18 protein-coding genes and 1 tRNA gene are annotated in these 15,058 nt (G+C 35.7%); 11 read left to right on the top strand and 8 right to left on the bottom strand.

Annotation, left to right across the window (positions count from 1 at the left end; translation table 11 throughout):
• The 6 genes from BUC06_RS24380 to BUC06_RS17115 form a co-directional block, all read left to right on the top strand.
• On the top strand, positions 1 to 240 hold a 240-nt coding region (locus BUC06_RS24380; protein WP_167367433.1), incomplete at its 5' end, for a hypothetical protein.
• 9 nt (positions 241 to 249) lie between these two features.
• Positions 250 to 1,224 carry an RHS repeat-associated core domain-containing protein gene (locus BUC06_RS24375; RefSeq protein WP_317041434.1) on the top strand — a complete coding sequence of 325 codons (975 nt, stop codon included), beginning with the start codon at positions 250 to 252 and terminating at the stop codon, positions 1,222 to 1,224.
• 19 nt (positions 1,225 to 1,243) lie between these two features.
• Entirely contained in the window at positions 1,244 to 1,738 is a 495-nt protein-coding gene (locus tag BUC06_RS17130) for a hypothetical protein (RefSeq protein ID WP_073335229.1), read from the top strand.
• A gap of 187 nt (positions 1,739 to 1,925) precedes the next feature.
• The gene (locus BUC06_RS24370) at positions 1,926 to 2,129 is read left to right on the top strand and encodes an RHS repeat-associated core domain-containing protein (RefSeq protein WP_073335228.1); all 204 of its coding nucleotides are present in this window, start codon (positions 1,926 to 1,928) and stop codon (positions 2,127 to 2,129) included.
• A gap of 31 nt (positions 2,130 to 2,160) precedes the next feature.
• Positions 2,161 to 2,835 (top strand): hypothetical protein, encoded by a 675-nt coding sequence (locus BUC06_RS17120; RefSeq protein WP_228423800.1) that lies wholly within the window; start codon positions 2,161 to 2,163, stop codon positions 2,833 to 2,835.
• A gap of 4 nt (positions 2,836 to 2,839) precedes the next feature.
• Positions 2,840 to 3,202, top strand: a complete 363-nt coding sequence (locus BUC06_RS17115; protein WP_073335226.1) for a hypothetical protein — start codon at positions 2,840 to 2,842, stop codon at positions 3,200 to 3,202.
• 371 nt (positions 3,203 to 3,573) lie between these two features.
• On the opposite strand, the gene BUC06_RS17110 is transcribed toward BUC06_RS17115, so the two are convergent.
• Positions 3,574 to 3,644 (bottom strand) — tRNA-Gln (locus tag BUC06_RS17110).
• A 255-nt stretch (positions 3,645 to 3,899) separates the two neighbouring features.
• Here BUC06_RS17110 and der point away from each other — a divergent pair.
• Both der and upp read left to right on the top strand, forming a co-directional pair.
• Positions 3,900 to 5,210, top strand: a complete 1,311-nt coding sequence (der, locus tag BUC06_RS17105) for a ribosome biogenesis GTPase Der (RefSeq protein WP_047450295.1) — start codon at positions 3,900 to 3,902, stop codon at positions 5,208 to 5,210.
• An 83-nt stretch (positions 5,211 to 5,293) separates the two neighbouring features.
• Complete coding sequence (gene upp, locus BUC06_RS17100; protein WP_073335225.1) at positions 5,294 to 5,947, top strand: uracil phosphoribosyltransferase; 654 nt, start codon at positions 5,294 to 5,296, stop codon at positions 5,945 to 5,947.
• A gap of 5 nt (positions 5,948 to 5,952) precedes the next feature.
• Here upp and BUC06_RS17095 read toward each other — a convergent pair whose 3' ends face one another.
• From BUC06_RS17095 to BUC06_RS17085, 3 genes are all read right to left on the bottom strand, one after another.
• Positions 5,953 to 6,642 (bottom strand): alpha/beta fold hydrolase, encoded by a 690-nt coding sequence (locus BUC06_RS17095; RefSeq protein ID WP_073335224.1) that lies wholly within the window; start codon positions 6,640 to 6,642, stop codon positions 5,953 to 5,955.
• 164 nt (positions 6,643 to 6,806) lie between these two features.
• Positions 6,807 to 7,460: a ComF family protein gene (locus BUC06_RS17090; protein WP_073335223.1), complete on the bottom strand. Its 654-nt coding sequence runs from the start codon at positions 7,458 to 7,460 to the stop codon at positions 6,807 to 6,809.
• Positions 7,461 to 7,634: 174 nt separating this feature from the next.
• Positions 7,635 to 9,119, bottom strand: coding sequence for a helix-turn-helix domain-containing protein (locus tag BUC06_RS17085; RefSeq protein WP_083564109.1), 1,485 nt, complete (start codon positions 9,117 to 9,119; stop codon positions 7,635 to 7,637).
• 125 nt (positions 9,120 to 9,244) lie between these two features.
• Here BUC06_RS17085 and aceB point away from each other — a divergent pair, with 125 nt between their 5' ends.
• The 3 genes from aceB to BUC06_RS17070 all read left to right on the top strand — a co-directional run bounded on the left by aceB (position 9,245) and on the right by BUC06_RS17070 (position 12,834).
• Positions 9,245 to 10,822 (top strand): malate synthase A, encoded by a 1,578-nt coding sequence (gene aceB, locus BUC06_RS17080; protein WP_073335221.1) that lies wholly within the window; start codon positions 9,245 to 9,247, stop codon positions 10,820 to 10,822.
• A 208-nt stretch (positions 10,823 to 11,030) separates the two neighbouring features.
• Positions 11,031 to 12,311, top strand: a complete 1,281-nt coding sequence (aceA, locus tag BUC06_RS17075; protein WP_073335220.1) for an isocitrate lyase — start codon at positions 11,031 to 11,033, stop codon at positions 12,309 to 12,311.
• A 127-nt stretch (positions 12,312 to 12,438) separates the two neighbouring features.
• The gene (locus tag BUC06_RS17070; protein WP_073335219.1) at positions 12,439 to 12,834 is read left to right on the top strand and encodes an acyl-CoA thioesterase; all 396 of its coding nucleotides are present in this window, start codon (positions 12,439 to 12,441) and stop codon (positions 12,832 to 12,834) included.
• 46 nt (positions 12,835 to 12,880) lie between these two features.
• Here the strand turns inward: BUC06_RS17070 and BUC06_RS17065 are convergent, their stop codons facing one another.
• From BUC06_RS17065 to BUC06_RS17050, 4 genes are all read right to left on the bottom strand, one after another.
• Positions 12,881 to 13,825, bottom strand: a complete 945-nt coding sequence (locus BUC06_RS17065; protein WP_073335218.1) for a helix-turn-helix transcriptional regulator — start codon at positions 13,823 to 13,825, stop codon at positions 12,881 to 12,883.
• Positions 13,826 to 14,022: 197 nt separating this feature from the next.
• Positions 14,023 to 14,349 (bottom strand): transposase, encoded by a 327-nt coding sequence (locus BUC06_RS17060; protein WP_073335217.1) that lies wholly within the window; start codon positions 14,347 to 14,349, stop codon positions 14,023 to 14,025.
• Positions 14,330 to 14,545, bottom strand: coding sequence for a hypothetical protein (locus BUC06_RS17055; protein WP_139263383.1), 216 nt, complete (start codon positions 14,543 to 14,545; stop codon positions 14,330 to 14,332). The genes BUC06_RS17060 and BUC06_RS17055 overlap by 20 nt, the downstream gene beginning before the upstream one ends.
• A complete protein-coding gene (locus tag BUC06_RS17050) occupies positions 14,535 to 14,969 on the bottom strand; it encodes a transposase (RefSeq protein ID WP_073335215.1) in 435 nt (144 codons plus the stop codon). Before BUC06_RS17050 ends, BUC06_RS17055 begins: the two co-directional genes overlap by 11 nt.
• Positions 14,970 to 15,058 lie beyond the last annotated feature (89 nt).

The following is a 15,058-nucleotide window of genomic DNA, read 5'->3' as shown; positions in this document are numbered from 1 at the left end:
AAAACCCATACGATTTACGGAAGAAAAGGTTTTTCAGGTTCCACACGTATTACAGATTATCTTGATGGATTTCAGTATGATTATAATGAAGGAGGCGGCTTATGTCTTACTTGTAGAAGTGAAACCGCTTTTGAAGAACAGGCGTATAAAAACATCAATGATGGCCTTGTTATCGGAGGTCCCCCTGAATGGAAACTGGATTTTGTGCCTACTTCAGAAGGGTTTTACAGTTTCACGTAAAACCGCTATATTTACCAGTACAGAGACCACCTTGGCAATGCCAGGGTAAGTTTTGCCAAAAACAGCGAAGGCATTCTGGAGGTTACGGATACTAATAATTATTATCCTTTTGGCTTGAATCATATTCAGGGAATGCTTAGTAATTCAAAGTTGGGAAGCTATTATAGTTATAAGTACAATGGTAAGGAACTGCAAGAGACCGGAATGTATGATTACGGCGCAAGGTTCTATATGCCGGATTTAGGAAGATGGGGTGTGGTGGATCCGCTGGCGGAAAAGATGAGGAGATGGTCTCCATATAATTATTGTTTTGATAATCCTTTACGTTTCATTGATCCTGATGGGCGAGGGCCAAATTATTTTGTTGGTACAGATGGAAGAAAAGTTGATGCTAATGTGGTAAATGGTAAAATAGTTTTGGGAAGTAATGCGTCAAAAGATTTACAACGTATGGCTTCTATGACAAATGATTCTGGAAGTTCCAAGGCTATGTCTCAATTTATGGGAGTTGCTAATAATGAAACTAAAGTTAATTTTCAAATAAAGTCAGAAAAAGTTAATAATGGTTTATTAGGTCTACACCAAGCACACGATGCAAGTGGTAAAGCATTAAATTGGAATGATAAAACAAATACTTGGGATGGGAAAGCTGAATATATAAAAGATTCAAATGGGAATTCTGTTTATAAAGAAGCAACGATTACTATTTTTGAAGGGAATCACACACCGGATCAAGTAGATGCAGCAAATATTACAGGAGCTAATAACTTCACCAAAGCAGATGCAATGGTAGTAACGAACGCACACGAGAATGAGCATGATTTAAATATAGAAGACACTAGTACTATTAAAGGGCGATCTGAAGGAGTACATAGTCCCAGAGATCCTGAAGCTGCTGCTACGAAGGTCGAAACGACAACTGCTGTTCAGATTGGAATTAAAAGAGATCCTGCCAATGCTGAAAAGATATTAAATTCTAATTAAAATAATGTAAAAAGTTAAAATGAATAAGTTTATATGTTTATTTCTAATTATAGTTGTGAATTGTAAGGCGCAAATAAAAAATGGTAATGATTATCAAAATATGAGGGATGTAATAAATGAAAATATAAAAAACACTATATATTCTGAAGTTTTAAAAGAAAACAATATACAAGCAAAATTTTATATTACGAATTTATCTTCTGATGCAAAAGAAACTATAAAATCGGACTCATTAAAAAATGAACCATTACTAAATGATGGAGTTTATGCTTTTTATATAAAAGATATTAGATATTCATTTATTCATATTTATGTAAAATCCACAGGAAAAATAAAAATATTTGAATCTGTAAATTGTCCTCCCAATAATCCGAAAATAAAGCAAGCAATTACTTATATAAAAGGTAATTTTGTAAATAAAGAAAGTTTATTTGAAGGTGTCTCTAATTATTCAAAATATGTCCAATATTATAAAATTGATCCCCAATCTAAATTTAATTGTCAAACACGATGAAGAGATAGTATAAATAAAAATTCTCAGACAAAATAAAACCACTGTAACCTTGCAGTGGTTTACTATTTGAGAAAACCGCTATATTTACCAGTACAGAGACCACCTTGGCAATGCAAGGGTAAGTTTTGCGAAAAACAGCGAAGGCATTCTGGAGGTTACGGATACTAATAATTATTATCCTTTTGGATTGAATCATATTCAGGGAATGCTTAGCAGTTCAAAGTTGGGAAGCTATTATAGTTATAAGTACAATGGTAAGGAACTGCAAGAGACCGGAATGTATGATTATGGAGCAAGATTCTATATGCCTGACTTGGGAAGATGGGGCGTAATTGATCCTTTGGCAGAAACTTCTAGACGTTGGAGCACTTATACTTATGTATATATATAATAATCCTTTGAGGTTTATTGATCCTGATGGAATGGAAAATAAGGATATCCATCTTCTGGGGAATTTAGCAGATAAAGCACTTGAGCAATTAAATGCAAATAGCAGCCTTGCTATGACAAAAGATTCGAATGGCAAATTGAATACTGCAAATTTGAGCAAAAGTGACTATAATAAGCTTTCAAAAACGGATAAAGTTCTATATGATGGTATAAAGAATACCAGTATGGATTCAAAAATTTATGCTGAGAGTAACAATGTAACGCCGAGTGGGGGGCTAATGCCAGGAGGATCTTTTGGTGGTGCTGATTATGATTCAGCAACGGGAATTAGTACAGGAACTCAATATACAAATCCTGATGTACTAGGAAGTGCAGAAAGTTTTACAGGAACTCAAAAAGGAACAGGAATAACACATGAAGTTGTCGAAAATGTGCTTATTACCCAAGAATCTTTAAATACAAAAACAGACTTTCCGATAAAAACAGCATTAAATCCTAGTCCAATATTTGATAAATTCCATGATCAAACCAGAAGCATGATGCCGTATGATAATTTAGTCATATCAGCTAGAACAAGATTTGAGACTGTTGGGACAACGACAAGAAAATATTATGAAGGTTTTGCTGGAAAAAAAGATGTTAACGGAAAAATTCAGACACAGCCTTTGTATAAAGTTTATTCAGATGATAAAAAATTAAAAAAATAATCTTATGAAAAATATAGTTTTTTTGTTTTTCTTCTTTATTTGTAGCTGTCAAACAAACAATGTAATTGTTAGTTCAAAACCTGTTCATATAACAAGAAAAATAATCTCTTTTAAAGAAAATAAAGAAGTTAGCATATTGATAGCAGATAATAATGATATTATAGAAGTATTTAAAGAAAATACGTCCAATAATTGTAAAAAAATTAAACTAGGAAAAAGCTATTCTTTAAAAATAATTCCTGTTAGTGATTTAATACAACATGGCATTGAATCTCCCAATGAATACATTTTAAATGACTCAACCATAATTAAATATAATCATTATTATACTTTAGAAAAAAAACAAAATATTTGTATAATAAAATAAATCCTCCTCTTTCCCGCTGCGCAAAGTCTGTGACTTTGAGCGGATTTATGACAGTGTAATAAATTATTATATAGGTGAATATTCAGACGATGAAACATTTGTACAGTATCTTTTGGAAGAAGTATTCCTGAACCCCACCAAATTATATTTATATTGATTGGGAAGCTACGGCAAGAAATCTAGTGTATGATTATTATAGTGATGGGCATTATTTCCGCAGTTAAAAATACAGTCAGATTCAAATAGATTCAATGATGTTTAGTCAAGGCTTTTTAACAAAAACAGTAACCGAAATCGTGACTAAGTGACCAAAAGTGACCGAAATAAAAAAGCAACTTGCTGTAAATTAGCGAGTTGCTTTTGTTTGATTGTAGACCCACAGGGATTCGAACCCCAACTGATGGTACCAAAAACCAGAGTGCTACCGTTACACCATGGGTCTGTATCTTTTTGGTGATGCAAAATTATAAATAATATTTGATTGAAAAAATATTTTTTGCAGATCAATGACAAAAAAAAGTAGTGTTTATCTATAATTGCATGATTTTTAATTAAATACATGATCATGAAAATTCATGAAAATGAGTTCCCGAAATGGTATTTTTTAACGACTAAATAATAAAATCTTATCTTTGCAAAAAATTGGGCTCCAAAAGTTGGAGATACCCATTAATAATTTCATTTATTAAACATTTTTATGTCAAATATTGTCGCAATCGTTGGGCGTCCCAACGTAGGAAAATCAACACTTTTTAACCGTTTACTAGAAAGAAGAGAAGCCATCGTAGATTCTACGGCTGGTGTTACCAGAGACCGTCATTACGGGAAATCTGACTGGAACGGAGTAGATTTTACAGTTATAGATACCGGCGGATATGATGTAGGAACGGATGATATTTTTGAAGAAGAGATCCGTAAGCAGGTTCAGCTGGCAATAGATGAAGCTACGTCTATCATTTTTATGATGAATGTAGAAGAAGGCCTTACTGATACCGATTACGAAATTCACGAACTTCTTAGAAGAGCAAATAAACCCGTTTACATCGTTATCAATAAAGTAGATTCTGCCAAAGAGGAGATAAACGCTACTGAATTCTATCAGTTAGGAATTGAAAAATATTACACTTTGTCTTCAGCTACAGGTTCCGGAACAGGAGAAGTCTTGGATGATATTGTTAAAGATTTCCCTACAACAGATTATAAAGATCCTTTCGAGGGATTGCCGAAAATTACGATCGCAGGTCGTCCCAATGTTGGTAAATCCACTTTAACGAATGCTTTGCTTGATGTAGAAAGAAACATCGTAACTGATGTTGCAGGTACTACAAGAGACAGTATTCAGACTCTTTATAATAAATTCGGACACGAATTTGTTTTAGTTGATACTGCCGGAATGAGAAGGAAATCTAAAGTAAATGAGGATTTGGAATTTTATTCGGTAATGAGATCTATTCGTTCTATTGAATTTTCAGATGTTGTAATCATTATGGTGGATGCAACGCTTGGCTGGGAATCTCAGGATATGAATATTTTCGGTTTAGCACAAAAGAACAGAAAAGGAATTGTGATCGTTGTGAATAAGTGGGATCTTATTGAAGATAAGAAAACCAATACCGTCAGGGATTTTGAAAATTCAATTAAAGAGAAGATCGGTCAGTTCAGTGATATTCCAATTCTTTTTGTTTCAGCATTAACGAAGCAGAGAATCTTGAAAGCTGTGGAAATGGCAATGGTTGTATACGAAGACCGTAAGAAAAAGATCAAAACTTCAAAATTAAACGAAGTGATGCTTCCTATTTTTGAGCAGACTCCGCCACCAGCTAACAAAGGAAAGTATATTAAAATTAAATATTGTGTACAGCTTCCAACGCCGTCACCACAGTTTGTATTTTTCTGCAACCTTCCTCAATATGTAAAAGAACCTTACAAAAGATTTACTGAAAACCAATTGAGAAAGCAATTCGGGTTTACCGGAGTTCCTATTGAAGTGTATTTCAGACAGAAATAATAAATAATCCCTTTTAGATTTTTCTAAGAGGGATTTTATTCATATAAAATTTAATCGTTTAAATAAAAAGTTTTTTCAGAATAATGAATACAATTGTATTGTCAAAACAATTTTCTTTAGTAAACTCCTGGATCAATGAGCTTAGGAATATAGACATCCAGCATGACAGAATGAGGTTCCGTAGAAATATGGAGCGTATCGGCGAAATTGCAGCGTTTGAGATCAGTAAAGGATTAGAATACAAAGAAGTAGAGATTCAAACACCTTTAGATAAAATTAAAGTGCAGGAAATTGCGGTTCAGCCTGTGATTACCACTATTTTAAGAGCCGGAGTGCCTTTGTTTGAAGGTATCCTGAGTTATCTGGACAGAGCAGATTGTGGTTTCGTTGCCGCTTACAGAAAGCACGATGCCAATGATTATTTCTCTATCAAACAGGATTATCTTACCTGCCCGAATATTGAAGGAAGACCACTTATTGTGGCTGATCCGATGCTGGCAACAGGAGCTTCTTTAATTGAAGCCATCAAAGACCTTTTAACCAATGGAACTCCAACACAGCTGCATATTGTTGCGGCAATCGCTTCCAGACAAGGAGTGGAAACCATTGAAAAAGCGTATCCTGATGCAAAAATATGGGTAGGGGCTATCGATGAAGGATTGACTTCAAAAGGATACATTACGCCAGGACTTGGTGATGCCGGAGATTTAAGCTACGGTGAAAAACTACAACGATAAAAATGTTAAGAAAGACCCCAGAAGTCTTTCATCAGATCAAATAATAAATTGGGCCGTACTTTTTCCATAGGATGCTTGGTGTCCGGAAGTATGGCCAATTTTGCATTTGGAATACTGCGGTAAGCACCGATACTTTCTTCTATACTGACCATATGATCTTTGTCTCCGGTCATGATCTGTACCGGGATTGTAATACCCCAAAGGCTGTTTTCATTCAGAGGTGGATTTCTGCCCAGTGAAACCATCATTTTTGCAATGGCAGGAAGTAATTGTTTCCATTTTGTCCCGTGTTGGTTTTCCAGTTGTTCAGCATATTTGGGAACTTTAAAAAGAATAGATTCCGGGTCAAGCATTTTGCTTTCCTTTAAAGCCTGTTCCTCCGTCCAGTCGAATTTTGTACCCAGAGTCATAATAGAATGAATTCTTTCCGGATATCGTAGTGCACAGCAAAGCGCTGCGTAACCTCCCATACTATGTCCAAAAATGCATACCTCTTCTAAATTTTCTTTTTCCAAATAGGCTTTTACTTCTTCAGTGTATTTTTCGATACTAATTCCCTGTTCTGGTAAATCAGTTTCTCCATGTCCTGAAAATAAAAGCGTATGGATATTGAAATATTCTGACAGCTCCTTTTCATAAGGTTTAAAAATGGAACTGTGTCCCAATGCACCGTGCAGCAAAAGCAGATTTTTCATGATCAATAGTTTACCGGAAAATTAGGAAAAAGAATTGAAAGCAGAAAGGTAATTGAATGGAAGGGTACGAGAGTTTTAGTGATTCGGGGGGTATCAACTGGCAACTGGCAACTAGTAACTGTGAACCAGTAACCAGATCACTCTAAAACGCTCAAACCCTTATACTAAACATCCACTGCCATCACCAGAACGCTCACTTTATTATCTCCTGCATTTAAAATTTCCCAGGCAATAGATGAAACAGTACTTCCCGTCGTGAAAACATCATCAATCAAAAGAATATGCTTTCCCGAAATTGACTTTGAAAGAGAAAATGGATTCGTTGTTTCCAAACGGTGTTGTTTATCCTTTAAGGCCTGTGCTTTTGAATAGTGATTTCTTTGGATCAATTCGTGGTCAAATGGGATATGATAAAACGTCGATAATGTTTCTGTAAATACATGCAGTTGGTTATAGCCCCGTTCCTTTAATTTTTTAGGATGAAGCGGAACAGATACCAGAATATCTGGTTTTTCTTCATTGAAATTCAAACGTTCTTTGGTCCATTCGGCAAGAGTTTTACCGGCATTTTCCCTGCTTTTATATTTCAGTTCGTGGATAATCTTTTGACTTAAACTATCCTGCTCAAACCTCATCAGGGCATAGGTATTTTCAATGGGAAACAAAAGTTTGCATTTTTCTCTAATGATGTTATCACCAGAATAGTCAAAATGAGTAAAATGAATCTGTTCAAAACATAAACTGCAAACCAAAAGATCTGAATCTATGATCCGGCTACATTCAATACAGCGGTTGGGAAAAAATAAATCTAATATCATGGTGTGTATTTTTTTTAATTAGAAAATAGAGATTAGAAGTGAGATATTGTTTGTGGAAACTTTAATTTTGCATCTATCATCTATCATCTATCATCTATCATCTATCATCTATCATCTATCATCTATCATCTATCATCTATCATCTATCATCTATCATCTATCATCTATCATCTATCATCTATCATCTATCATCTGTTTCCTGATCTTCTCAATGGCATTTTTCATACTGAGGTTAAAATGTTCCTTTTCCAGTCGGATCGGCGGTGACTGCCGGACTTCACAATCCGGAATGCTGCACGACTCACAGGTGACTCCTACATTGATCGTCTTTAAGGTTGGAGATTTTATAAAACCTATCTTTTTGATGGTTTGGGAGTTCAATAAAATTCCAAGGCAATAGCTTCTGTTGCTTCCATCTGAAAAAGGATTTTTCTGTGAAGTGGAAATCACCAGATAGCTTACTCCCTGATCCTTGTAATGTGAGATCTGAGCATCGGTAAGCGTTTCATTCTCCTTTAAATGATGCAGGTTTTTTACGGCAATCCATCTTCGGCAGTAATGTTCGTTCATCGCATTGGCGTGCGGTGCCTGCTGATGATTCAGGTGAAGTTCCTTTAAAATCTGGATTTTATCCGAATTCTTTTTCTTGACCAGACACAGGTAAAATAAATCCTTTATTCCCAATTCAGAAGAAAGTAAATTGGTCAGTCGGTAATAAAATGTTTCAGGAGAGTCGGTAAAACTTTCAATCAGCTCTTCAAAGCTTTTCGGTTCCCAAGTGTGCTGAAGCAAAAATTCTGAGGTTTTTTCAAGCGTTTGTTTCTTGGGAATTAATAAAGCACCGGCAAAATAAGACGCATAAAAATTATTCAGAATTTCTTCAAAACTTCCGAAATCCAGCCACGAATAAGTGTTGGGACGAATCTTTAATTCCAAAACATTAAACCCTATTTCCTTAGCCAGAATAAATGTTCTCTGATCTTTTTCAAGCTTCCGGTTTAAAAGTAAAAGTTTTTGTTCAGGAACAAACAGGGAACGCAAATTATCCAGTATTCCAAATTGTTCAAAATCCTCAGACTGGATGCTGTAATGAAATTTTTCCGTAAGAATGCTTTCCAAAACAGAAGCTCTCAGATCTTTGTTGATGTCCAACCCGTTTTCTTTGATGAATTCAACTGTTTTATCCTCAATTTCAGGGAAATAATTATCATACAGCTCCTGAAAAGATCTGAGGACAGCAAAGTAAAAGCGTTCTTTTCCCAAATTGTAATTCTGTGAAATCTCAATCAATGCATTAATGAAAGCAGTTACCTTTTTAGGCGCATCACTGATGATGCTGATCAGGTTGTTTTTGCTGATTCCAAAAAGATCCAACGGTATTTCCTTGAAGAAATCCGATTGCAGAATCTCGTTAAATGGAGCTAAGCTTTTGTCGAGTTTAGTAGAAACCAGCTCGTCAAAAGTAGAGCCCAGCGATTCCGAAAGCTGAATGATTTTATCATGCTTCGGATATTTTTTTCCATTTTCAATTTCATTGAGGTAAGATTTGGATAAACCGGTCTTCACGGCAAGATCCTGCAGAGACCAGTTTTTCTTTTGTCTCAGCTGTTTTAGCTTTAGTCCGAAAACGGTTTTGATAAAATCACTTTCTGAATTCATATTCAAATATAAAAAATTGAATGCGATTATTCGCATAATAAATTTTTAAAATATTTAGCGAACGTTCGCTGATTGTGAAAATTTTTATTTATGTTTGTAACATCAAATCACAAAATCAATAGGTTATGGAAACCAGAACTCAGTTAAAAATAAAAGCTCAGAAGCAGTTTGAAGAGGTTTTTACTCCGGAACTAACCGATTTTATCGTTGCACTTCATCAGAAATTCAACGCAAAAAGATTGGCACTTTTAGAAGAAAGAAAAAAAATACAGCAGTTTTTTGATTTGGGAAATCTTCCTCAATTTTTTCCTGAAACCGAAGAAATAAGAAATGGAAGCTGGATCTGTGCATCACTTCCCGCTGACCTTTTAGATAGAAGAGTAGAGATCACAGGACCTGTAGACCGGAAAATGATCATCAATGCTCTCAATTCCGGAGCATCAACCTTTATGGCTGATTTTGAAGACAGCAGCTCGCCAACCTGGGACAACTGCATTCAGGGACAGATAAATCTGGCCGATGCGGTAAGAAGAAAGATAGATTTCACGACTGAAAATGGAAAATCTTACCAGCTTAATGAAAAAACAGCGGTTCTTCAGGTACGTCCACGAGGTTTGCATCTGCCGGAAAAGCATATGGAGATCAATGGTGAAGAAACATCAGGCTCGCTGACTGATTTTGGAATCTATTTTTTTAACAATGCTCAACAATTACTCCAAAACGGAAGTGGTCCCTATTTTTACCTTCCGAAATTAGAACATTATAAAGAAGCACGCTGGTGGAATGAGGTTTTTGTTTTTGCCCAAAATTATCTTGGAATTCCAACAGGAACTATCAAGGCAACTGTTTTGATCGAAACCATTACCGCTTCATTTCAGATTGATGAAATTTTATTTGAATTAAAAGATCACAGTGCCGGACTGAATTGCGGAAGATGGGATTATATTTTCTCGTACATCAAAAAATTCAGAAACCTTCCCGCGTTTATGGTACCAGACAGAGATCAGGTGACTATGGTCTCGCCGTTTATGAGCGCCTATTCAAAAAGAGTGATCGAAATCTGTCATAAAAGAAACGTTCATGCTATCGGAGGAATGGCAGCGCAAATTCCTGTAAAAAACGATGATGAAGCGAACAAAGCGGCTTTTGAAAAAGTAAAAAAAGACAAGGAGCGTGAAGTGAAAAACGGTCACGACGGAACCTGGGTGGCCCATCCTGCTTTAGTCTCTATTGCAAAAGAGATTTTTGATGAACATATGCCAACGCAAAATCAAATTGATAAAAAATTGGAATACCACATCAAAGAGGCAGACCTGTTGGAAGTTCCAAAAGGTGAAATTACTGAAAAAGGAATCAGAAAAAATATCAACGTAGGTATTTTGTATCTGGAAAGCTGGCTGATGGGAGTGGGTGCAGCCGCTATTTACAATCTCATGGAAGATGCCGCCACCGCAGAAATTTCCAGAACGCAGCTGTGGCAATGGTTACAAAATGAAGCAAAACTTGATAACGGGCAAATATTAACCCGCGAAATGATTCTCCAATGGGAAGCGGAAGAAATAGACCACATCGAACAATATGTAGGTGAACAGCGTTTTAAAAATGGGAAATTCAATCTTGCGAAAGAACTTTTCAATGAATTGGTATTCTCGGAAAAATTTGAAGAATTCCTGACTTTGAAAGCGTATCCGTTTATTGAGTGAGAGCGTATATAAGTAGGAGTATTTTAGAGTGGGAGCGTTTGATTTTAAGAGAATTGGCTTTTGGAAAGCGGGACGATTCTATTATACTAAAACCATCGACTTTACCTCATCATTCATAGCTCATCAATGATACCTCAAACAATGCTAAGACTCTCTCATCCCTGAAACCTATCATCTAATCCCTAACAAACAACAAATCCAAAATATTATGAAAACAAGACAAGAACAAATCCAGGCTATAGAACAGGATTGGCTGAACAATCCCCGCTGGACAGGAGTGAAAAGAACCTATACCGCTGAAGAAGTAGTAAAACTTCGCGGTTCTTATAAAATCGATTATACGATTGCGACAGAAATGGCAAACAAATTCTGGAATAAATTAAATAACCAGGATTACGTGGCAGGACTTGGTGCATTAACCGGAAATCAGGCAGTTCAGGAAGTGGATGCTGGACTGGAAGCGATCTATCTTTCAGGGTGGCAGGTAGCGGCTGATGCCAATTTATCAGGAGAAATGTACCCTGATCAGTCATTGTATCCTGCGAACTCAGTGCCTTCTGTGGTGAAAAAGATTAATAACGCATTGTTGAGAGCAGATCAGATCCAGTCGGTGAGCGGAAACGGAGATAAAGAGTATCTGGTTCCCATTATCGCAGATGCTGAGGCAGGATTCGGAGGCAATCTGAATGCTTTCGAACTGATGAAGCAGATGATAGAGGCAGGAGCAGCAGGGGTTCATTTTGAAGATCAGCTTTCTTCGGCAAAAAAATGCGGACACCTGGGCGGGAAAGTTTTGGTTCCGACTCAGGAGGCTATTAATAAATTGGTTGCAGCCCGTCTGGCTTCGGATGTATTGGGGGTTCCAAGTATTATTATTGCAAGAACAGATGCAGATGCAGCAGATCTTCTGACTTCAGATATTGATGAAAGAGATCGTAAATTTGTGACGGGAGAAAGAACTTCCGAAGGATTTTACGTGGTCAATAATGGAGTAGAGCAGGGAATAGACCGTGGTTTATCTTATGCGCCTTATGCAGACCTGATCTGGATGGAGACTTCTAATCCCGATCTGGAGCAGGCAAGAAAGTTTGCAGAAGGAATTCATGCTCAGTTTCCGGGAAAAATGCTCGCATATAACTGTTCACCTTCATTCAACTGGGCAGCCAGATTAAGTGTGGAGGAAATGGGGAATTTCCGTGAAGAGCTTGCGAAAATGGGTTATAAATTCCAGTTTATTACACTCGCTGGTTTCCATGCATTGAACACCGCAATGTTTGAACTCGCATTAGCGTATAAAGAAAGAGGAATGGCAGGGTATTCCGAACTGCAGGAACGTGAGTTTGCTTTGCAGCAGAAAGGATTCAGAGCGGTAAAACACCAGTCGTTTGTAGGAACGGGGTATTTTGATGAAGTACAGAATGTAGTGACTAACGGTTCTTCTGCGACCGTTGCTATGAAAGATTCTACGGAAACGGCGCAGTTTCATTGATCACTTTCCCTATTTAAATAAAATTTTCAAAGGTGAACCTTCTCAGTTTTGAGAAGGTTTTTTGATCGAAATTAGAATTAAAAATTTAAAGTTTATATATTTGATTAGTAATGCAGAAGAAAAAATAATGGATTTAGTTTATCAAAAAGAAATACACGTAACCGAAGAGCATATCGACAAGAATCATCATGTCAATAATGTGCAGTATGTACATTGGGTGGAAGAAATTGCCGGTGAACATTGGGATTCTTTGAAACACAAAACGGAATTTGCAGAATTTGCATGGATCCTCGTTGATCATCATATTCAGTACAAGAAACAAGTGTTCTTACATGATGTGATCACGGTTAAAACCTATCCGAAACCTCCTGAAGGCATAAAACAACCCAGAAAAGTTGAATTCTACTGCAAGGATAAGCTCGTGGTAGATTCAGATACGCTTTGGGTTTTGGTAGATCTGAAAACTCAAAAGATCAAAAGGCTGGAAAGTGACTGGCTGGATAATATCTTTGAAGAATCATAAATTTTCAAAGTCATCTGTATCATCATCAAAACGGATCTGCTCCAAACTATAAAGTATCGATCCATTTGTACAGATCTGTATCAGCAGATATTCCGAATGATTTCCTCAGCCTGCTTTTCCTTGTCTGAACAGTCCGTACCGAAATGTGATTGTATTCCGCGATATCTTTTGTAGTGAAACCCAGCTTGAGAAGAGCGCATAATTTAAACTCCTCGGACGTAATATCCGGATTTATTTCCATGAGATTATCATATAAATTGGGAAATGAAGATTTTATTTTGGGTATGAAAGCAATATCATCATTCATGGCTAGTTTTACCAGATTCTCCAAATCCAGATCATCTTTTCTGTTGAGTTTTGTACGCATATCGGAGATGATTTTTTCGCTTCTAAGAAGCTTCTGGTATAATTCCAAAACCGTAAAGTGTTTTAACATAATAAAATATCCGATAATTGCCAGTGCCACAAACACCATTATAAAAGTAATAAGTCTTTGATTTTTTGAAAATTCTAAATTTCCCATGTTACCAATGCTGAATATTCTGAAATCATAATAATGACTTATGAGAAATAAAATAAATACAGTAGCAAAAATAATGATGATATACTTCAAGGTTTTTCTTGTATTAAAAATAAACAGCGGACTGGTTAATAGCGGGAAATAATACAATGACATGCCATTTTCAAAACCTGATGTGGATGAGAAAAAGAAAACCACCAGGATGTAAAGCTCTATAGTAATAAGGCATACTAAAGAATTTTGTCGAACCTTCGTAAAAAAGAAAAGGATCAGGGAAATAACTCCCAGTATAAACAACACTTCAAAATAATTTTCAAACCCAAACCACAAGTCCCTGAAACTGTTGAAAATCAAAATAACGCCTATAGAAAATGAGAATAAATTTAGTCTTTGGCCATCAAGACGCTTAAGGTTGTCTGCATCGGGATCAATATGCAGATTCAGTATATAATTCAGTATTTGATGTAGCATTGTTAATAAATAAATGTAAAAAGATAATGCTTATTTATTGATAAATTAAAGTTTTAAAATTAATTTTCTGTAATGTTAAAAAAAATAGTATTGTTTATATATAATTGTTTATCAGTTAAATAAAATTAAATTTTTCTTTGATAAAACTTGAAATAAGATTCCCGGAATCCTTTCTGTTTAAAAAAAAGCATACCATTTTATACCACAAAGTGTCTTTTCCATTTGGATACTGTGTTACGGCTTAATTTAAAATGGATGGCAAGCTGGCTGTTGTTGAGTTGATTTTTTTTCTGGTAATCAAGTATTTTAAGAATGTCTGTTTTTGTGTACGAACGGTGCCTCTGGTTGGCTGCAAAAGTTTCTTTGTCTGGGAGGCCGAAAATTTTTTCGTTCAGTTCTATAATGTCCATAACAGATAAGTTTTCTTTTTGTAATAATCGCATGCAGGAATCTCTTTTATTTGGAAACTCTTTTATAATGATATCGTTATAGATTCTCTTATAATCAGGGATTAATTTTTCCATAAGTAGTTTTTATTTTAATTTCATATACCTTTTCATCTTTGAAATACAGCCATAATACCTTTATTTTTCCCAGCCAACTCTTAGACAAAATGTAAAACCAGAAATCGGCAGGATAGTAGTTAAAGTCCTGTTCAAGAAGCTCTGTTATCTCTTTCTTGGATTTTCCTATGAGATAAACATATTTATTATTTTTCATCTTCATCTTTATATTTGCTTATCCACTTATAAAGAGTTGTTTTTGGGATTTTATAATGTTCAATTACTTCCAATCTTGACATTTCTCCCGACTGTATTTGCTTCAGAATAAAGCCAATAACTTCTTTTGTATACATGCTTTTACGGAACTGAGGTAAGATTGTTTTCTTGTAGCTCTTGTTTTCTGCGCTTTTGGTTACTGGAGCATACAGGATCAAATGCTGTGAATACAGCCTGAAAAAATCATATTCTAACAGCTTGCTCCATTTCAACAGATTTTCTGTTTCTATACTTGTTGCCTTGTAGACTTCCTCTATTTCCTGTTCCGTACATTTCATAAAATTACAGATACGGGAAAGTTCTATTTCGCGTGCTGCAACTTCTTGTTCAATCAATGATCCTATTGGAATCTCTTTAAAATTCATTTGTTTATGTTTTTGAAGTCCTATAGAAACCGGCAGACAGATTCATCTGCCGGATAGGAAAAATTTAAGGTATTTTACTGTTCTATTTT

The organism is Chryseobacterium carnipullorum, from assembly GCF_900142785.1.
GTDB lineage: Bacteria > Bacteroidota > Bacteroidia > Flavobacteriales > Weeksellaceae > Chryseobacterium > Chryseobacterium carnipullorum.
The sequence above is the reverse complement of the archived record's forward strand: the minus strand, read 5'-3'. Positions and strand labels throughout refer to the sequence as shown.